At 37.9% G+C, this 15,177-nt stretch carries 17 protein-coding genes; 7 read left to right on the top strand and 10 right to left on the bottom strand.

The features are described 5' to 3' along the window. Window positions 1-564 (top strand): DUF2383 domain-containing protein, encoded by a 564-nt coding sequence (locus G5B37_RS13770; RefSeq protein ID WP_164680602.1) that lies wholly within the window; start codon window positions 1-3, stop codon window positions 562-564. A 50-nt stretch (window positions 565-614) separates the two neighbouring features. On the opposite strand, the gene G5B37_RS13765 is transcribed toward G5B37_RS13770, so the two are convergent. Next, window positions 615-1,043, bottom strand: a complete 429-nt coding sequence (locus G5B37_RS13765; RefSeq protein WP_164680601.1) for an organic hydroperoxide resistance protein — start codon at window positions 1,041-1,043, stop codon at window positions 615-617. Window positions 1,044-1,136: 93 nt separating this feature from the next. On the opposite strand from G5B37_RS13765, the gene meaB reads away from it, so the two are divergent. Beyond that, on the top strand, window positions 1,137-2,216 hold the full coding sequence (gene meaB, locus G5B37_RS13760; protein ID WP_164680600.1) for a methylmalonyl Co-A mutase-associated GTPase MeaB: 1,080 nt from the start codon (window positions 1,137-1,139) through the stop codon (window positions 2,214-2,216). On the opposite strand, the gene G5B37_RS13755 is transcribed toward meaB, so the two are convergent. Continuing rightward, entirely contained in the window at window positions 2,209-3,150 is a 942-nt protein-coding gene (locus G5B37_RS13755) for an NAD-dependent epimerase/dehydratase family protein (protein ID WP_164680599.1), read from the bottom strand. The two genes, meaB and G5B37_RS13755, sit on opposite strands and share 8 nt — an antisense overlap. A gap of 154 nt (window positions 3,151-3,304) precedes the next feature. Here G5B37_RS13755 and G5B37_RS13750 point away from each other — a divergent pair, with 154 nt between their 5' ends. Genes G5B37_RS13750 through G5B37_RS13740 form a run of 3 tightly spaced genes read left to right on the top strand, consistent with a single transcriptional unit; the run spans window position 3,305 to window position 6,268 of the window. Further along, entirely contained in the window at window positions 3,305-4,018 is a 714-nt protein-coding gene (locus G5B37_RS13750; protein ID WP_164680957.1) for a glycosyltransferase family 2 protein, read from the top strand. After that, the gene (locus G5B37_RS13745) at window positions 4,015-4,653 is read left to right on the top strand and encodes a lipid-A-disaccharide synthase N-terminal domain-containing protein (protein WP_164680598.1); all 639 of its coding nucleotides are present in this window, start codon (window positions 4,015-4,017) and stop codon (window positions 4,651-4,653) included. The genes G5B37_RS13750 and G5B37_RS13745 overlap by 4 nt, the downstream gene beginning before the upstream one ends. Beyond that, complete coding sequence (locus tag G5B37_RS13740; RefSeq protein WP_263649805.1) at window positions 4,634-6,268, top strand: ArnT family glycosyltransferase; 1,635 nt, start codon at window positions 4,634-4,636, stop codon at window positions 6,266-6,268. The genes G5B37_RS13745 and G5B37_RS13740 overlap by 20 nt, the downstream gene beginning before the upstream one ends. Window positions 6,269-6,278: 10 nt before the next feature. Here the strand turns inward: G5B37_RS13740 and G5B37_RS13735 are convergent, their stop codons facing one another. The 3 genes from G5B37_RS13735 to G5B37_RS13725 form a co-directional block, all read right to left on the bottom strand. Beyond that, entirely contained in the window at window positions 6,279-6,875 is a 597-nt protein-coding gene (locus tag G5B37_RS13735; RefSeq protein WP_164680597.1) for a phosphatase PAP2 family protein, read from the bottom strand. Further along, entirely contained in the window at window positions 6,868-7,098 is a 231-nt protein-coding gene (locus G5B37_RS13730) for a hypothetical protein (protein ID WP_164680596.1), read from the bottom strand. Before G5B37_RS13730 ends, G5B37_RS13735 begins: the two co-directional genes overlap by 8 nt. A 136-nt stretch (window positions 7,099-7,234) precedes the next feature. Beyond that, window positions 7,235-8,614: an MATE family efflux transporter gene (locus tag G5B37_RS13725; RefSeq protein ID WP_263649804.1), complete on the bottom strand. Its 1,380-nt coding sequence runs from the start codon at window positions 8,612-8,614 to the stop codon at window positions 7,235-7,237. Window positions 8,615-8,686: 72 nt separating this feature from the next. Between G5B37_RS13725 and G5B37_RS13720 the strand changes: the two genes are divergently transcribed. Further along, window positions 8,687-9,025, top strand: a complete 339-nt coding sequence (locus tag G5B37_RS13720) for a hypothetical protein (protein WP_164680594.1) — start codon at window positions 8,687-8,689, stop codon at window positions 9,023-9,025. A gap of 2 nt (window positions 9,026-9,027) precedes the next feature. Continuing rightward, window positions 9,028-9,831, top strand: coding sequence for a DUF1853 family protein (locus G5B37_RS13715; RefSeq protein WP_164680593.1), 804 nt, complete (start codon window positions 9,028-9,030; stop codon window positions 9,829-9,831). Here G5B37_RS13715 and G5B37_RS13710 read toward each other — a convergent pair whose 3' ends face one another. From G5B37_RS13710 to G5B37_RS13690, 5 genes are all read right to left on the bottom strand, one after another. After that, complete coding sequence (locus tag G5B37_RS13710) at window positions 9,832-10,542, bottom strand: YqjF family protein (RefSeq protein ID WP_164680592.1); 711 nt, start codon at window positions 10,540-10,542, stop codon at window positions 9,832-9,834. A 108-nt stretch (window positions 10,543-10,650) separates the two neighbouring features. After that, window positions 10,651-12,066 carry a M20/M25/M40 family metallo-hydrolase gene (locus G5B37_RS13705; protein WP_164680591.1) on the bottom strand — a complete coding sequence of 472 codons (1,416 nt, stop codon included), beginning with the start codon at window positions 12,064-12,066 and terminating at the stop codon, window positions 10,651-10,653. 73 nt (window positions 12,067-12,139) lie between these two features. Beyond that, window positions 12,140-13,018 carry a PPK2 family polyphosphate kinase gene (locus tag G5B37_RS13700; protein ID WP_164680590.1) on the bottom strand — a complete coding sequence of 293 codons (879 nt, stop codon included), beginning with the start codon at window positions 13,016-13,018 and terminating at the stop codon, window positions 12,140-12,142. Between the two features lie 3 nt (window positions 13,019-13,021). After that, window positions 13,022-14,185 carry a sigma-54-dependent transcriptional regulator gene (locus tag G5B37_RS13695; RefSeq protein WP_164680589.1) on the bottom strand — a complete coding sequence of 388 codons (1,164 nt, stop codon included), beginning with the start codon at window positions 14,183-14,185 and terminating at the stop codon, window positions 13,022-13,024. Between the two features lie 2 nt (window positions 14,186-14,187). Then, complete coding sequence (locus tag G5B37_RS13690; RefSeq protein WP_263649803.1) at window positions 14,188-15,093, bottom strand: DUF6268 family outer membrane beta-barrel protein; 906 nt, start codon at window positions 15,091-15,093, stop codon at window positions 14,188-14,190. Between the last annotated feature and the right edge of the window lie 84 nt (window positions 15,094-15,177).

Raw genomic sequence — 15,177 nt, 5'->3', positions numbered from 1 at the left:
ATGAAGAACAAATACCCAGATTTTAATAAATTGAATCGTTTGCTCGTTGCATGTTTTGAAGCCGAAAAATTATATTATAATGCTGCAGACGATGCCAAAACAACTGTATTAAAGCGATTTTTAAGCTTTATGGCGGTTGAGCGCAATAGAATGGCAAATACTTTAAGTAATGAACTTAGCTCTCGAGATATTGAACCACTTAAGTTTGAAGCCGAAAAAGGACATCAAGATAGAACTTGGCATGAGATTAAAGAGGCATTAGAACATTTTGATACTACGGTAATACTTCAGCAATGTATTGCAAGAGACCGATACAATATAAAAAGGTATGATGAATTAATTAACAACCATCAACTACCCGATTTAACGCTTGGAATTTTATACAAGCAGAAACAGCAGTTAGAGTGGTATATAAAACAAGCCGAGCAACACAAGATAGATCCCGATATGAAAGAGCCAGCTACCAGAGATGAAGCACTTCATGGTTCTAACAAAAATGACAAAAAGAAAGATGATGATGACAAGCCGGATGACGGCAGAATTATTAACTTAAAAGCTATGTAATAAAAGAAGCCCTCAAAATTCGAGGGCTTCTTTTATGCTACTAAACTCGTTTACTCATCGAGCAAAAGATTAAGCGTCACAGTAATATTATCTCTTGTGGCTTTAGAAAATGGACATATTTCATGAGCCGCATTCACTAAGTCTTCTCCAACTTCTTTAGAAACTTCTGGAATATAGCAGTCTAATGTTGCTTCTAAGAAAAAACCGTCGTCGTCTTTACAGAAACCTATTGTGGCAGCTACACTAATCTCTTCTGTGTTAACTTCTACTTCCTTGTTTTTTGCAACGGCTTCTATTGCACTTCCAAAGCAAGCAGCGTATGCCGCACCAAATAATTGTTCTGGGTTTGCGCCTTCACCTCCATCACCACCCATAGATTTAGGTACCGACAGCTTAAAATCTATAGGTCCATCTTCTGAGCGCACATGACCGTTTCTAGCGCCAACGGCTGTTGATGTTGCTTCATATAAAGTTTTCATGATATTTCAGTTTTAGATTAATACATTATCAATATACCAACGAAATTATGTAATATGAAATGCCGATTCATAAAATTGTCATAAATTTCGGGTATGGCAAAAGGTGCTAAAAAATCTAAGATCATACACGAAAAAGAAGGGGTTACAACTCCCAACTTTATTTCCAAGAAAGTTGCGCAATCTATTCAGCAACATCGGGGCACTAAAGTTTCAGCAAAAACACTGGCAGCTAAAATTCTAAAAGGAAACAGGACGGCTTTAAGTCAGGGTATCACACTCATTGAAAGTACTGCCCAGAAGCACCAACAAGAAGGTGAGCACTTAATTGAAGCTTGTCTACCCAGTGCCAATAAAAGCATTCGTATTGGTATTACTGGAGTTCCTGGTGTGGGTAAAAGCTCGTTTATTGAATGTTTGGGCACTCTATTAACAGGTTTAGGTAAAAAAGTAGCCATCTTGGCTGTAGACCCCAGTAGCACTGTAAGTAAAGGAAGTATTTTAGGTGACAAAACACGTATGGCTTCTTTGGTGACCAACAGAAACGCATACATTAGACCGTCTGCAAGCGGAAACTCATTAGGTGGTGTGGCCAGAAAAACTCGTGAGGCCATTATTTTATGTGAGGCCGCTGGCTTTGATACTATTATTATTGAAACTGTAGGTGTAGGACAAAGTGAAACTGCTGTACATTCTATGACCGACTTCTTTTTATTGCTGAAATTGGCTGGAGCTGGAGATGAACTTCAAGGCATTAAACGTGGTATCATGGAAATGGCAGATGCTATAGCCATAAACAAAGCAGATGGAGAAAATGTGAAAGCCGCTAAATTAGCCAAGGCCGAATTCAATAGAGCGCTACACCTCTACCCCCCAAAAGACAATGGTTGGGTTCCTAAAACAGTGGTTTGCTCAGCCTTAGAAAACCAAGGTATTGAAGAAATTTGGGAGCTTGTTTCAAATTACATTTCCGAAGCAAAAAACACCAACTATTTTCAGAACAAAAGAAATAAACAAAACAAATTTTGGCTGTTACAAACCATAGATGAGCAACTGAAGAGAAATTTTTACGAAAATGATGCCGTGAAAGAAGCATTAACCCTTCAGACAAAACTTGTAGAAGCAGGAAAAATAACACCTTTTAAGGCTGCAGAAAACCTACTTGCATTTATTTAAAGGTATCTCTAAACCAAGCTACTTGCGCCTCTAACCCTTCTTTCAAACCTGTTTTAGGATTGTAGTCCAGCAACTTTCTAGCCTTGTCAATATTTGCTTTGGTACGCGATTGATCGCCAGGACGAGGTGGATGACTCTGGATGCTAATTTTTGTGCCTAAAATTTCTTCTACTGTTGCAATTCCGGTAGCAGTGGTATTTTCTTCTTCGGTACCCAAATTGAAAATTTCAGCATTACAAACCTCCTGATGCTCTAAAACACTTACAATACCATCTACAATATCCTGCACATAGGTAAAGCTGCGCAAGTGCTTTTCACTGCCTTCGTACAAAGGAAATGGCTTATTGTTAAGTCCGCAATCTATTAAACGCGTATACAATTTATCAGGACGTTCTCGTGGCCCATATACAGAATACAAGCGCAATGAAGTTCCTCGTAATAAGTTTCTTCTAGTGTACCCTAAAACTAGTTGTTCTGCCGCTAATTTAGTTACACCATACCAACTGGCTGGCAGTGGGGCTTCGCTTTCAGTTAACGTGGCGTGAAGTCCATAGATAGACGAAGTTGCAATATTTACAAAAAACGGTTTCTTTTCTAGGGTTTCAATAACGTCTAGCATACGCTGGGTAGCCTGAATATTATTGCTAAAATACGATTCAAACGTACTATCTGCTGCAATACCAGGTTGTGCCGCAAAATGAAAAATAGCATCAATATCTTCTGAAATATAAGCAGACAAATCTGCGAAACGCAAATCGGCTTTAGCTACAATTATTCCTTGTCTTGCTAAGGTTTCGGTGTTTTTTTGCTTTAAAGAAATATCGTAATAAGACGAAAAATTATCAATTGCAGAAACCTCATGCCCTAGTGCGTGAAGTCGTTCTGCGGTATGTGAACCTATAAATCCAGCAGCTCCTGTAACCAATATCTTCATAAAAATGAGTAAAATTCTATACCAAAAATAAAGTTTTGAGTCTTCAATCGAGTCGCCTTGAGCAGAATATTTAAAAAAACTATTGGTGAAGCTATCGTTTCAAAAGATGAACAACAAAAAAAACGATACTTTTGCAATTAAATAGTGCCCTGTGATATCATACCAATTTACCATTATTGTTCCTGTGTATAACGAAGAAGAGAACCTAGCTCGCGTAGAGAAAGAGCTTCTGGCCTACACAAAGATTGCCACCAAAACTACAAGTATTCTTTTTGTAAACGATGGATCTAAAGACAATAGCCAAAAGCTTATTGAAGACATTTGTGAGCGCAACGAGGCATTTAATTTTATAAATTTCAAAGAAAACCGCGGACTCAGCGCAGCTATTAAAGCAGGTTTCGATCATGTTGAAGCTCCCTTATTGGGTTATATTGACAGTGATTTACAAACAGCTCCAGAAGATTTTAATTTGCTGCTAGAAAAAATTGGCGAATACGATTTAGTTACAGGTGTTCGTGCCAATAGAAAGGATACGTTTGTAAAAAATATGTCCTCAAAAATTGCTAATGGTATTCGGCGTGCCTTTACGCATGATGGGATGGACGACACGGGTTGCCCGCTTAAAGTTATTAAAACAGACTACGCGAAGAGAATTCCTATGTTTAAAGGATTGCATCGATTTTTGCCTGCGATGATTTTACTACAAAATGGCAAAGTATTGCAGGTTCCTGTACAACACTTTCCACGTATGGCGGGTACTGCAAAATTTGGCGTATGGAACCGACTCATAGGACCCTTAACGGATTGCTTTGCCTATGTTTGGATGAAGAAAAAATACATCAATTACGACGTAAAATCTAAAGGATGAGCGATTGGCTTGTGTACACAATTGGTTTTTTAGCACAACTCTTATTCTCAGGGCGTCTATTGTTGCAATGGATTCTTTCAGAAAAAAATAAACGGGTTATTACGCCCTCTATCTTTTGGAAACTAAGTTTACTAGCATCTTTTTTATTGTTTGTATACGGTTATATGCGTGACGACTTTGCCATCATGCTAGGACAATCCCTTACATATTACATATATATTAGAAATTTACAACTGCAAGGTGAATGGCAAAAATCACCCAAATGGCTTCAGATTTTTTTATTTATATTCCCAATATTCGTAGTTGTATACTCATATAACAATGGCGAATACGACCTTGAACAACTGTTTAGCAACGACAACATACCCGTATGGTTATTGGTGTTAGGCATTGTATCGCAACTAGTATTTACCTTGCGTTTTATTTACCAATGGATCTATTCTGAAAAAACAAAAACCTCACAACTCCCCGTCGGGTTTTGGCGTATGAGCGTTTTAGGTGCATCGCTCATTTTAACCTATGCTATTTTTAGAAAAGACCCAGTGCTTTTTGTAGGTCATATTGCTGGGCTTATTATTTATATACGAAACATCTTTATCTGGAAAAAACAAACCAATGCATCGGTTAACAAATAATCATATACTGCTACTTTGCCTGGCATGTGTCGCTATTTTCTTTGTGAATTTAGACGCACTCTTTGTAAACATTATGGAAGCTCGAAATTTTGCAACGGCAAGAGAAATGCTAGACGATGGCAATTGGTTACTCACGACATTAAATGGCGAACCACGGTACCAAAAACCTCCATTACCTACATGGCTTACGGCTTTTTCTGCAGCAATTTTTGGTCTTAAAAGCCTTACCGCAATGCGTCTGCCAGCAGCATTGGTTACTTTACTGTTAGTACTAACCACCTATAAATTTACCGTACGCATTAGCAATAATAGAATATTGGCTTTTGTAGCTGCACTAGTCTTATCAACCTCCTTTTATATTATTTTTTCTGGGCGCAATGGGCAGTGGGATATTTTTACTCATGCTTTTATGACGGTGTGTATCTATCAATTGTTTCTGTTTTTTACTCACGAAACAAAGAAGTACCAGCGAATTCTTATCGCGGCCCTATTTTTTGGAGCTTCGTTTATGAGTAAAGGCCCTGTTTCTTTATATGCCCTGCTCCTTCCCTTTTTAATTGCGTTTGGAGTAACGTATAAATTCAAAAATATTAAAAGTCGAATTGTACCACTATTCGTATTCTTAGTAGTTTCTCTTGTACTCTCTGGCTGGTGGTATTGGTACACCTACACCTTCGACCCCGAAGCGGTTGCCGAAATTACCCGACGAGAAACGAGCAATTGGACAGGCTATAACGTACGTCCCTTCTATTACTATTGGAGCTTTTTTACGCAAAGCGGTGTTTGGACTATTATCGCTTTTATAGGGTTATTGTATCCGTATCTAAAAAATAGGGTGAGCGATAAAAAAGGCTATTTATTTACCTTTTTATGGACCATGGCTTCAGTGGTGTTGCTTTCGGTGATTCCTGAAAAAAAATCACGTTATTTATTGCCTGTACTTATTCCGTTGGCACTAAATACTGCCTTCTACATTGAATATCTTTTTCTGAAATTTTCTGAGTTGAACGACAAACGAGAGACCATTCCTGTGTACTTCAACTTTGGACTAATAGCAACTATTGGAATTATTTTTCCCGTAGGTGGGTATTTCTTTCTGAAAGATTCTCTAGATGGGTATTGGGTTTGGTTTATTATACTTTCTATAGCCCTTGTAGCTGTGGGCGTATTTATTTTTAGGAATTTACTTCGGAAAAAGATAAAACCTGTATTTTATGGTACCATTGCATTTATTGTGGTTATCATGTGTTTTGGTATGCCCATGGCGAAAGCACTTACGGTTAACCCAGAATTCAGATCTCTTTCAGAACTAAACACGTGGCAGGCCAACAATAATAATCTACCCGTTTACGAATACTCTTACTTTACCCCTGAAATGATTTGGGAGTACGGTAAACCTATTCCAGTAATTTTAAATTTTGGTGCAGAAAACCTTCCAAAAGAAACTTCATTTGGTGTTTTAGTCTCGCAAGATGATGTGGCTAAGTTTAAAGAGACCTTTTCAGCATATACGATAGAAAATGTAATGCGATACGACATGAATCCGAAAGCACCTGGAGAGCGTTCTCATAGACCAAGACTGTGGCGCGATCTATACGTAGTGACTAGAAAATAAATAGTTCGAACTAGCGTCTGTATTCATCATTTATTGCAGGTTTATTAAACTTGCGTTGCCCCCATTGTTGAAGTATATAAAACAGCCATCCTAAAAGTCCGCCAAAGAACATTCCAGTAATAATATCTAACGGATAATGAACACCTAAATAAATACGGCTATAGGCAGTAAGCACTGCCCAGAAAAGCAATAGAAACGGAAGGTATTTGTACCATTTTTGGAGCACTAAGCCTAGAAACACTGCTGCTCCCATACTATTGGCAGCATGTGCAGAAAAGTAGCCATAACGTCCGCAACCATCGGCTACAAAACGCATTGCTTCTTGTAAAGTCTCAACTCTGCAAGGTCTTGGACGTTGAAATAAAACATACTTAAACAAATTCGCTAATTGGTCTGCCGCAGTTATTAGCAATGCTACTGAAACTAGAATAACAAGTGTACCCTTAAGTTTATAGTGTTTGTAGATAAGTATAAGAAGTACGATGTACAACGGAATAGAAGACCATTTTTCGGTTACGATGCGCCAAAAGCCGTCCCAATTTTCGGTTCCTAGATTGTTTAGAAACAAGAAAAGTTCTGTATCGTATTCAAGGAGTTGTTCAATCATCTTCGTAGCGGGCTACTTCTCTATCGTAAAATTCGGTGGCTTCTCGAATATAATTTTCAGTTTCTGTCTCGAGTTCCTTCTTATCGTGGTTATCAAACTCCTCTAACCATTCTACCTCATCATTTTCAAGATTTATAACAAAGCGAGGAAACTCTGTATGAATTACAAAGATAGCTGAAGGGTAATCGGTATTATCACCAAGTATATATTTAGGTAGCTCCATAGCGTTTGGGTTGGTACAATTTGATGTAAAATTACGTAAAAAATCCCGAGCAGATAACCGAGGATAATTTCAGCATAGAAAGAAAATTGATCACGATTGTTCACCACAACTTTTAGTACAATCAACGTGACTAATTTTAACCTGTATTAGACTGAACAACTAGCTTTTTTGACAAGATATGAAACCTAATATACAGCATTATACTAGAAGCAGTAAGTCCTGCCAATAACCCAATCCAAATGCCAGCGCTGGCGTACTCGGTATGCATGCTTAAATAATACGAAATTGGAAACCCAATAAGCCAGTAGGCAATGAACGTAATTACCGTTGGTATTTTTACATCCTGTATGCCCCGTAATACACCCAAAGCCACCACTTGTACTGTATCACTAATCTGGAAGATGGCGGCAATAATTAATAATTTGGCAGCAATACTTGCCACCTCAAAATTATCTGCAAATTCTAGTTCGTTATCAAAGTCTAAATAAAGCTTAGGAAACACCTCATGAAATAATACAAAGACTATAGCAAACACCACAGCGAGAATAGTTGAAAGTAAAAATATTGAAAGTGCAATACGTCTAAGTTCTATAAATCGTTGTAACCCTTTTTGATTCCCCACCCTAATCATTGCCGCCACACTAAAGCCCATAGCCACCATAAAAGTCATAGAAGACAAATTAAGAGCAATCTGGTTGGCCGCCTGCGGATTCTTACCTAAAATACCCGACAACCAAATGGCCGCAGTAAAAATTGCCACTTCAAAAAACATTTGTAATGCAGATGGAAATCCGAGATTGATTAATTTCTTCAACATTTGCTTTGAGAGGGTAAATATTTTAATGTTTAGCACGTAATCGCGCGCCTTATAGTGCTTAGAGAGCACATACCATAGGTATAATACCATAATAACACGAGATGCTAAAGTGCCAATAGCTGCCCCTACAACCCCTAATTCGGGCATTCCGAACTTTCCGAAGATAAAAATGTAGTTTAAAACGATATTAACCACATTGGCTGCAATTGTTGCATACATGGGGTAGCGGGTTAAAGACATTCCATCACTAAACTGCTTAAATGCCTGGAAAATAACTAGTGGAATTAACGATACAGCCACTAAATTGAGGTACGGCATGGCAAGGTCTACCACTTCAGGGGGTTGACTCATAGCATACATAATTGGCTTTGCGGCAAATACCATCAAGAAAAGCAAGACGCCTAAAACGCTGCATAAAAATAGGCCATGTTTAAACGATGATTTACCCGCGTCAAAGTTATTTTCACCATCTGCTTCGGCTACTAATGGCGTAATTGCTGTAGAAAAACCAATGCCCAAGCTCATAGCAATAAACATAAAACTATTTCCTAATGAAACGGCTGCCAGTTCTGCGGTACCTAGCTGCCCCACCATAATGTTATCTACTAATTGCACCACGGTATGCCCCAACATACCCAAAATAACAGGTGTGGCTAACCGAATGTTGTATTTAAACTCTTTAGTATATTGGCGAAGCAAGTTTGTGTATTTTTGAGCAAAGTTAGAGAACCGAACCTGCATTTACACACCAAATTTAGTTTAATTTTGAGTATGGATAAACATAGAAACAACCTTCGTATCTATTTAATAATTGCGAGTATTGTCTGGTTTTTATCCCTTTTTCCAGCACTTTTTATGGCCTTATTTTCGCCTATGATGTTTGACGCGCCGGGCTCAGAATCTAGCACATGGACCATTGCAGCAGCAACAGCAATGCTTACGTATCCTGTGGTTACAGTACTATCGATTGTAGTAGCTTGGTTACTTTTTGTGAGAAAAAAACACAAATGGTCGCTATGTATTAGCCTACTTCCAATAGTTTGGATAGTAATCAACATACTTATATGGGTTGCCATCGAAATATTTTGTGACGGTTCTTTTTCTTGCTAGATATGAGCGCTACTTTCCTTCAAAATTTTGTGAAAATTCCGGTGTTAGATTTGTTTTCTAACCAATTTCCGTATCGTTCGTTTTTTCTTAATAACGCTTTCGCGGAAATTTCCTCAGTTCACTTTCCGTCGCAACAATTACTGGGTAAACAAGCCGAATTTCTCTTTGAGCATCTTTTGAAGGAATCGCCCGAATATGATATTTTAGGAGCAAACATACAGATTCAAGGTGCTACAGAAACCTTGGGTGAAATAGACTATCTCGTATTTCAAAAGTCCAACCAAAGCGTCACACATATTGAGTTAGCTTGTAAGTTTTATTTGTTAGACACTGTGCTTGGCGATAGTTTGGTAGAACAATGGATAGGTCCTAACCGAAAGGATAGGTTATCAGACAAGCTTTCAAAATTGAAGAATAAACAGTTTCCTATGCTATATCGTCCAGAAACACTACCTAATCTGGAAAGCTTAGCTATTTCAGCAAAAGACATCGAACAAAAACTCTGTTTAAAAGCATTTTTATTTCTTCCACTGCAGTATAACAGTAATCTATTACCTGAAGCTTATCGTATCTGTGTTGCAGGCACGTATCTTAAAGCTACAGAATTTAGTAACCTAGACCCCCATGCCCAGTATGCTTTTCCGCAGAAAAAAGAATGGCTACTACCCGAAGAAGCAATTAATCATTGGATTTCATTTAAAGATGCAATTAAGCAAATTGAGCATGTCACGAAAGAAAAGCGGTCGGCTTTGGTTTACATCAAGGTAGATAAATTGATACGAAAGGTATTTGTGGTATGTTGGTAATTAACGGATTATTCGTTTACCTTCCACTGTAATTGGCGAACCTTCTGCCAGCAGTACCGAGAGAGGTTCTGCAGTATTTAAAAACCGAAAGCTTTCTCCATACTCCTTCGCAAAGTCTACATCAATGGTGTAACTTTTTACGTTGTAGGCGTTCCATTTGGGGTGGGTAACTTCGTATTCTGTGGTCTTCCTTGCTGACGTTCTATTATATCCCCAATAATGTTCTGTAATAAATTCAGTTTCAGAATTAAGCGCTATGGGTTGTGCTAGAATTTCCGAAGTAACAGAAAAAGAAAACCAATCTTGTTTATTTTTCCAACGATACGATGTGAACAACTCGTTATGTTGTTCTTTCCACGTATGAGACATCTTTCTAGTTTCGTACACTTCGTTGTAAAGTGTATTGGCAACAAATGTTATGGCGTGTTTAGGCACAATTTCTTTTATAAAGACAACACCTCGTTTCCAGGTATTTTCATCTTTAAAGCGTACATAAAATCGTAAATTAACTTCTTCAAAATGAACGTGTCCTGGAACTTTTACACCTAATATTTTGGTGTTTTTAAACATAAAGCCAACCAAACTAACATAGCAGACATTATTATAAAAATCTAGTTCCGTTTTGTAAGGCATATATGGTTGCAGTACCTTGGGATCTACCTTGTAGTTTGCCATGGCTAACCTTCGCCATTCTGCTTTTAGGAAGCTCATTGTTTTGTAGTATTGAAAGCGTTTTTTAGCAAAGATCTGTTTACATAAAGTAAATTTATTGCAAGAACTAACGAGTTATGTAAAGTTTTGAAAAGTGCTTTAGCTAACTTACTTCTTTACGTCGGTCATATCGTTTTTAATACCGTACTTATCTATAAGATAGATTAGGCTTGTCATGGTTGCTCCTCCAAGTTCTAGTTCTCGCTTGTTTACAGCATCAAACGTATCGTTTTCAGCATGGTGGTAATCAAAATAGCGTTGTGAATCTGGGCGTAATCCTGCAAGCACAATAGTGCCATCTTTTAACGGACCAATATCTGCGCCGCTACCTCCTTTTTCAAAATAATGAATAAGGTAGGGTTTAAACAGAGGTTTCCAGCTTTCAATTTGAGCAAAATTAGCATCATCTGTATCAAATGAAAATCCGCGCGGTGTAAATCCGCCGGCATCACTTTCTAGCGCAAAAATATGCTTCTCTTTATTTAGAACGGCTTGTTCAGCATATTTTCTTCCCCCGCGAAGTCCGTTTTCTTCATTCATAAAAAGTACTACCCGAATGCTATGCTTAGGTTTATAATTTAACTTTTTTAGTATACGTAATACTTCCATAGATTGTACACAGCCTGCGCCGTCATCGTGAGAACCATCGCCAAGGTCCCAAGAATCTAAATGACCTCCTACTACAATATATTTATCTGGATATACCGAACCGGTAATTTCACCAATAACATTAAAAGACTCTACGTCTTCATGCGTCTTACAGCTTTGTTTAAAGTAAAATTTCAGATCAGGTTTTATAGAAAGTGCATTGCTTAAAAAATCGGCGTCGTTCGTACTAATGGCACAAGCAGGTATACGTTGTTCTGGTGGTGTATCGCCGTAACTCATGGCGCCTGTATGTGGAAAATCGTCTTGTCTTAAATTCATTGAACGCACTACAATACCTACGGCACCGTATTTTGCAGCTTCCATAGCGCCGGCGTATCGCTGATCTACACAACCTCCATAAGCCTCAAATGTCTGTATTACGTTGGCCTGCATGGGTCTGTTATAAAAAACTATTTTTCCTTCAATTTTTTCTCTACCGTAGCGTTCTAAATCTTCAAAATTTTGAACTTCTATTATTTCGGCTTTTAGGCCCGTGGCATTTGTTGCAACAGAGCCACCTAAGGCACAAATATTGACAATAGATGTTCTACCTGGTGCTGTTTCAATGTAGGCATACTCTTTGAATCCGCGGGTCCATTTAGGCACCATTACAGGTTGCAACCAAACTTTATCTAGTCCGAGTTCGTTTAGCTCAGCTTCTGTATATCGAACGGCGCGATCTGCTTGTACAGATCCAGAAAGTCTTCCTCCAATTTCATTAGACAGGTAATCTAACCAATCGTAGCTTTTTCCGTTAAGCAAAGCCATGTCGTAGATATTTCGAAGTTGGGTAGAATCTGCCTGATTCACCTTTTGAGCGTTGCTAAACGAGAAGCAAAGAACGTATAAACTTAAAAGTACTGTGTATTTTTTCATAGGTATAAAATCGTTTCAAGTTTCAGAAAGTTTCCGAAGAACTTCTATATAAACATGGCTAAGAGCCTTTCTGCTATTCGTTTCTCAATTGTTCTTTATAGTCGTTAATGCTAGCTTCAACTTCGGGATCTAACGGCGGCTCTTTTATATCGTTGTATTTTTGTAATTCTTGTAACAATAGACTTGCCACAATGTAACGTGCCGCGGGTTTATTGTCTGCCGGAATTGCATACCAAGGTGCATGACCATGAGAGGTTCTATTTAAAATGTCTTGATAACAGCTCATGTATGTATCCCAGAGTTTACGTTCTTTTAAATCGCCTGGAGAAAATTTCCAGCGTTTATTAGGTTTATCTAGACGGCGTAACAGTCTGTTTTTTTGCTCTTCTTTAGAGAGGTTTAGAAAAAACTTAAAAATAAGTGTGCCGTTTTGGGCGATGGTTTTTTCGAAGGCATTAATCTGCTCAAACCTTTTATCCCAGAATGTTTCGGTAATTGCCTCTGTACTTTGCACATCGGGTAAGTTTTCTCCTAAGATGTAAGCTGGATGAACTCTTGTTACTAGTACATTTTCGTAGTGCGTTCGATTAAAAACACCAAATTTACCTCTTGCGGGTAAGGCAATATAATGTCTCCATAAATAATCGTGTTTTTTTTCTAGATCTGTAGGTACTTTAAAACTATGAACCACTACCCCTCGGGCATTAAAATCTTTAAACACTTCTCTTATTAAGCTATCTTTTCCTGCCGTGTCCATTCCCTGTAGGCATACTAAAACTGCATATTTGCCATGGGCGTAGAGCGTATCTTGTAATTCACCGAGTTGCTCCCTAGTATTTTCGAGGGCTTTTTCTAGTTCTTTCTTTGAAGCATTGAAATCTTCGTGAGTTTGCAAATCTGTAATTGCTACTTGCGTTTCAATCTTATAATCTGAAATAGTAATTGGTTTCATACTTTATTTTGTTGCAAATAATTTCACATCTTCTTCACTCACTTCGGCGCCGCCTAAAATGATAAGTCTTTCTACTACGTTACGTAATTCTCTAATGTTCCCCGTCCAATCGTATTCTTTCAATTTTTTAAGAGCATTGTCAGAAAACTTCTTTTGTGCAGTACCATGTTCACCGGCAATTTTTTTAGTGAAATAATCTACCAGTATTGGGATGTCATCTCTACGATCGTTTAGTGCAGGTACTTTTACCAAGATTACTGCCAAACGATGGTATAAATCTTCTCTAAAATTTCCTTCTGAAATCTCCTTCATAAGGTCTTTATTGGTTGCTGCAAGTACCCGAACATTCACTTTAATATCTTTATCACTACCCACACGCTGAACTTTATTCTCTTGTAATGCACGTAACACTTTGGCTTGTGCAGATAAACTCATGTCTCCTACTTCATCTAAGAAAATGGTACCTCCATTAGCAGCTTCAAACTTACCAGCTCTATCTTTATTTGCAGAAGTAAAAGCTCCTTTTACGTGACCAAACAATTCACTTTCAATTAATTCGCTTGGTATTGCCGCGCAATTTACCTCTATCATTGGTCCTTTAGAACGGTCACTTTTTTGGTGTAACCAATGCGCCACGAGTTCTTTTCCTGTTCCATTAGGGCCAGTAATAAGCACACGGGCTTCTGTGGGCGCTACCTTTTCAATCATTTCTTTTATTTGTTGAATAGCATCACTCTCCCCAACCATTTCATAATTTTTACCTACCTTTTTCTTAAGACGGGTATTTTCTACAACCAGTTCTTTTCTGTCTAGAGCAATACGAACTGTATTGAGCAGTCTGTTTAAATCTGGTGGTTTTGAAATATAGTCAAAGGCCCCTAAGCGCATTGTATTTACGGCAGTATCTAAATCGCCGTGTCCAGAAATCATTACTATTGGGGTTTCTGGTTTGATTTTTTTTATGGCTTCGAGCACTTCAACACCGTCCATTTTAGGCATTTTAATATCGCAAAGTACCAAATCGAAATCTTCTTTCTTGATGATTTCAATACCAGCTAGGCCGTCTTCGGCTTCGGTTACTTGGTACCCTTCATTTTCTTCAGTTAGAATTTTTACCAATACACGCCTAATAGCCGCTTCGTCTTCAATTATAAGTATTCTAGACATAATTATACTTTTAGTTTTATCCCCGTTCTTCCGTAGAAATTATTTTGGTCATTAATGGTGTAAACATCATTACCCTTGCTATCTCTTAAACGAATATCGTTAATTATAGTATGACCTCCATAAATATAAAACACCAAATGATCCATAAACTCCCATTCATAACCAATACCTGACAACAAGGTAGTCATTGAAATATTTTCTCCAACCAAATTAGTTCCTTGTATGGGAACATTTTCTTGAATATTTGCAAAAAATCCGTCTAAGGTCACAAAGCCTTGTAGCTTCATATCTTTAACGAATTCAAATTTTATATTAGATTTCGGCACACCTAAGCCAAAAGACCATTTTGGTGCGAACTCTCTGTAATAATTTATAAATGGAAGTGGAAATGGGCGACCAGCTGTCGTAGAATAATTAAGCCCTAATACAAGTCTCCAAGGTTTCTCTGGAGGGGTCTCCATTTTTTTACCTGTTCTATCTTTTATAAAATAAAAACTTCCTCCAAAAACATAGTCATCACTTACAATGCTACTTTGAAAATTTGATGCCAATCGGGCTTCTCCTTGTATGGCATAACGCCAACCACTTTCTAGTTTATCGGTAAAGCCAACCGTAAGCACAAAATTCTGAAAGCGTTCATTATCTGTTGTTGCAAACGGAAGTGGATCTCCCAAAGATACATTTACGTTTCTATACTCCAAACCAGTTACAATATATGCGTCATCATTTATCTGCACAGGTACATTCGCAAAAGCACGAAATCTCTTAAAAGAGTTTTCTGAATCGTCTTGAGGAAAGTAAGTGTATTCTACGCGTGCAAGGTCTGTAAGTTGCGCTAATGAAACTGAAGGTATAGTCACCATCGCCAAAAGCAACAGTAACTGATGTGATTTTGAAGTTAGATTCATTTAGGTATTTTAATGAATGTTAAAAATAGGCAAGCAGAATGAATCCTACTGTTAGCATAGTCATAAAATATAATTTCTTAGTAA

Origin of the sequence: Rasiella rasia (assembly GCF_011044175.1) — a bacterium.
Taxonomy (GTDB): domain Bacteria; phylum Bacteroidota; class Bacteroidia; order Flavobacteriales; family Flavobacteriaceae; genus Marinirhabdus; species Marinirhabdus rasia.
This window is presented reverse-complemented; position numbering and strand designations above follow the sequence as displayed.

Coding starts and splice junctions, on each gene's coding strand:
- G5B37_RS13690 (WP_263649803.1), bottom strand. CDS start 15,093: ATGAATCTAACTTCAAAATCACATCAGTTACTGTTGCTTTTGGCGATG.
- G5B37_RS13770 (WP_164680602.1), top strand. CDS start 1: ATGAAGAACAAATACCCAGATTTTAATAAATTGAATCGTTTGCTCGTT.
- G5B37_RS13700 (WP_164680590.1), bottom strand. CDS start 13,018: ATGAAACCAATTACTATTTCAGATTATAAGATTGAAACGCAAGTAGCA.
- G5B37_RS13720 (WP_164680594.1), top strand. CDS start 8,687: ATGGATAAACATAGAAACAACCTTCGTATCTATTTAATAATTGCGAGT.
- G5B37_RS13705 (WP_164680591.1), bottom strand. CDS start 12,066: ATGAAAAAATACACAGTACTTTTAAGTTTATACGTTCTTTGCTTCTCG.
- G5B37_RS13710 (WP_164680592.1), bottom strand. CDS start 10,542: ATGAGCTTCCTAAAAGCAGAATGGCGAAGGTTAGCCATGGCAAACTAC.
- G5B37_RS13730 (WP_164680596.1), bottom strand. CDS start 7,098: ATGGAGCTACCTAAATATATACTTGGTGATAATACCGATTACCCTTCA.
- G5B37_RS13715 (WP_164680593.1), top strand. CDS start 9,028: ATGAGCGCTACTTTCCTTCAAAATTTTGTGAAAATTCCGGTGTTAGAT.
- meaB (WP_164680600.1), top strand. CDS start 1,137: ATGGCAAAAGGTGCTAAAAAATCTAAGATCATACACGAAAAAGAAGGG.
- G5B37_RS13765 (WP_164680601.1), bottom strand. CDS start 1,043: ATGAAAACTTTATATGAAGCAACATCAACAGCCGTTGGCGCTAGAAAC.
- G5B37_RS13695 (WP_164680589.1), bottom strand. CDS start 14,185: ATGTCTAGAATACTTATAATTGAAGACGAAGCGGCTATTAGGCGTGTA.
- G5B37_RS13735 (WP_164680597.1), bottom strand. CDS start 6,875: ATGATTGAACAACTCCTTGAATACGATACAGAACTTTTCTTGTTTCTA.
- G5B37_RS13755 (WP_164680599.1), bottom strand. CDS start 3,150: ATGAAGATATTGGTTACAGGAGCTGCTGGATTTATAGGTTCACATACC.
- G5B37_RS13740 (WP_263649805.1), top strand. CDS start 4,634: ATGCATCGGTTAACAAATAATCATATACTGCTACTTTGCCTGGCATGT.
- G5B37_RS13745 (WP_164680598.1), top strand. CDS start 4,015: ATGAGCGATTGGCTTGTGTACACAATTGGTTTTTTAGCACAACTCTTA.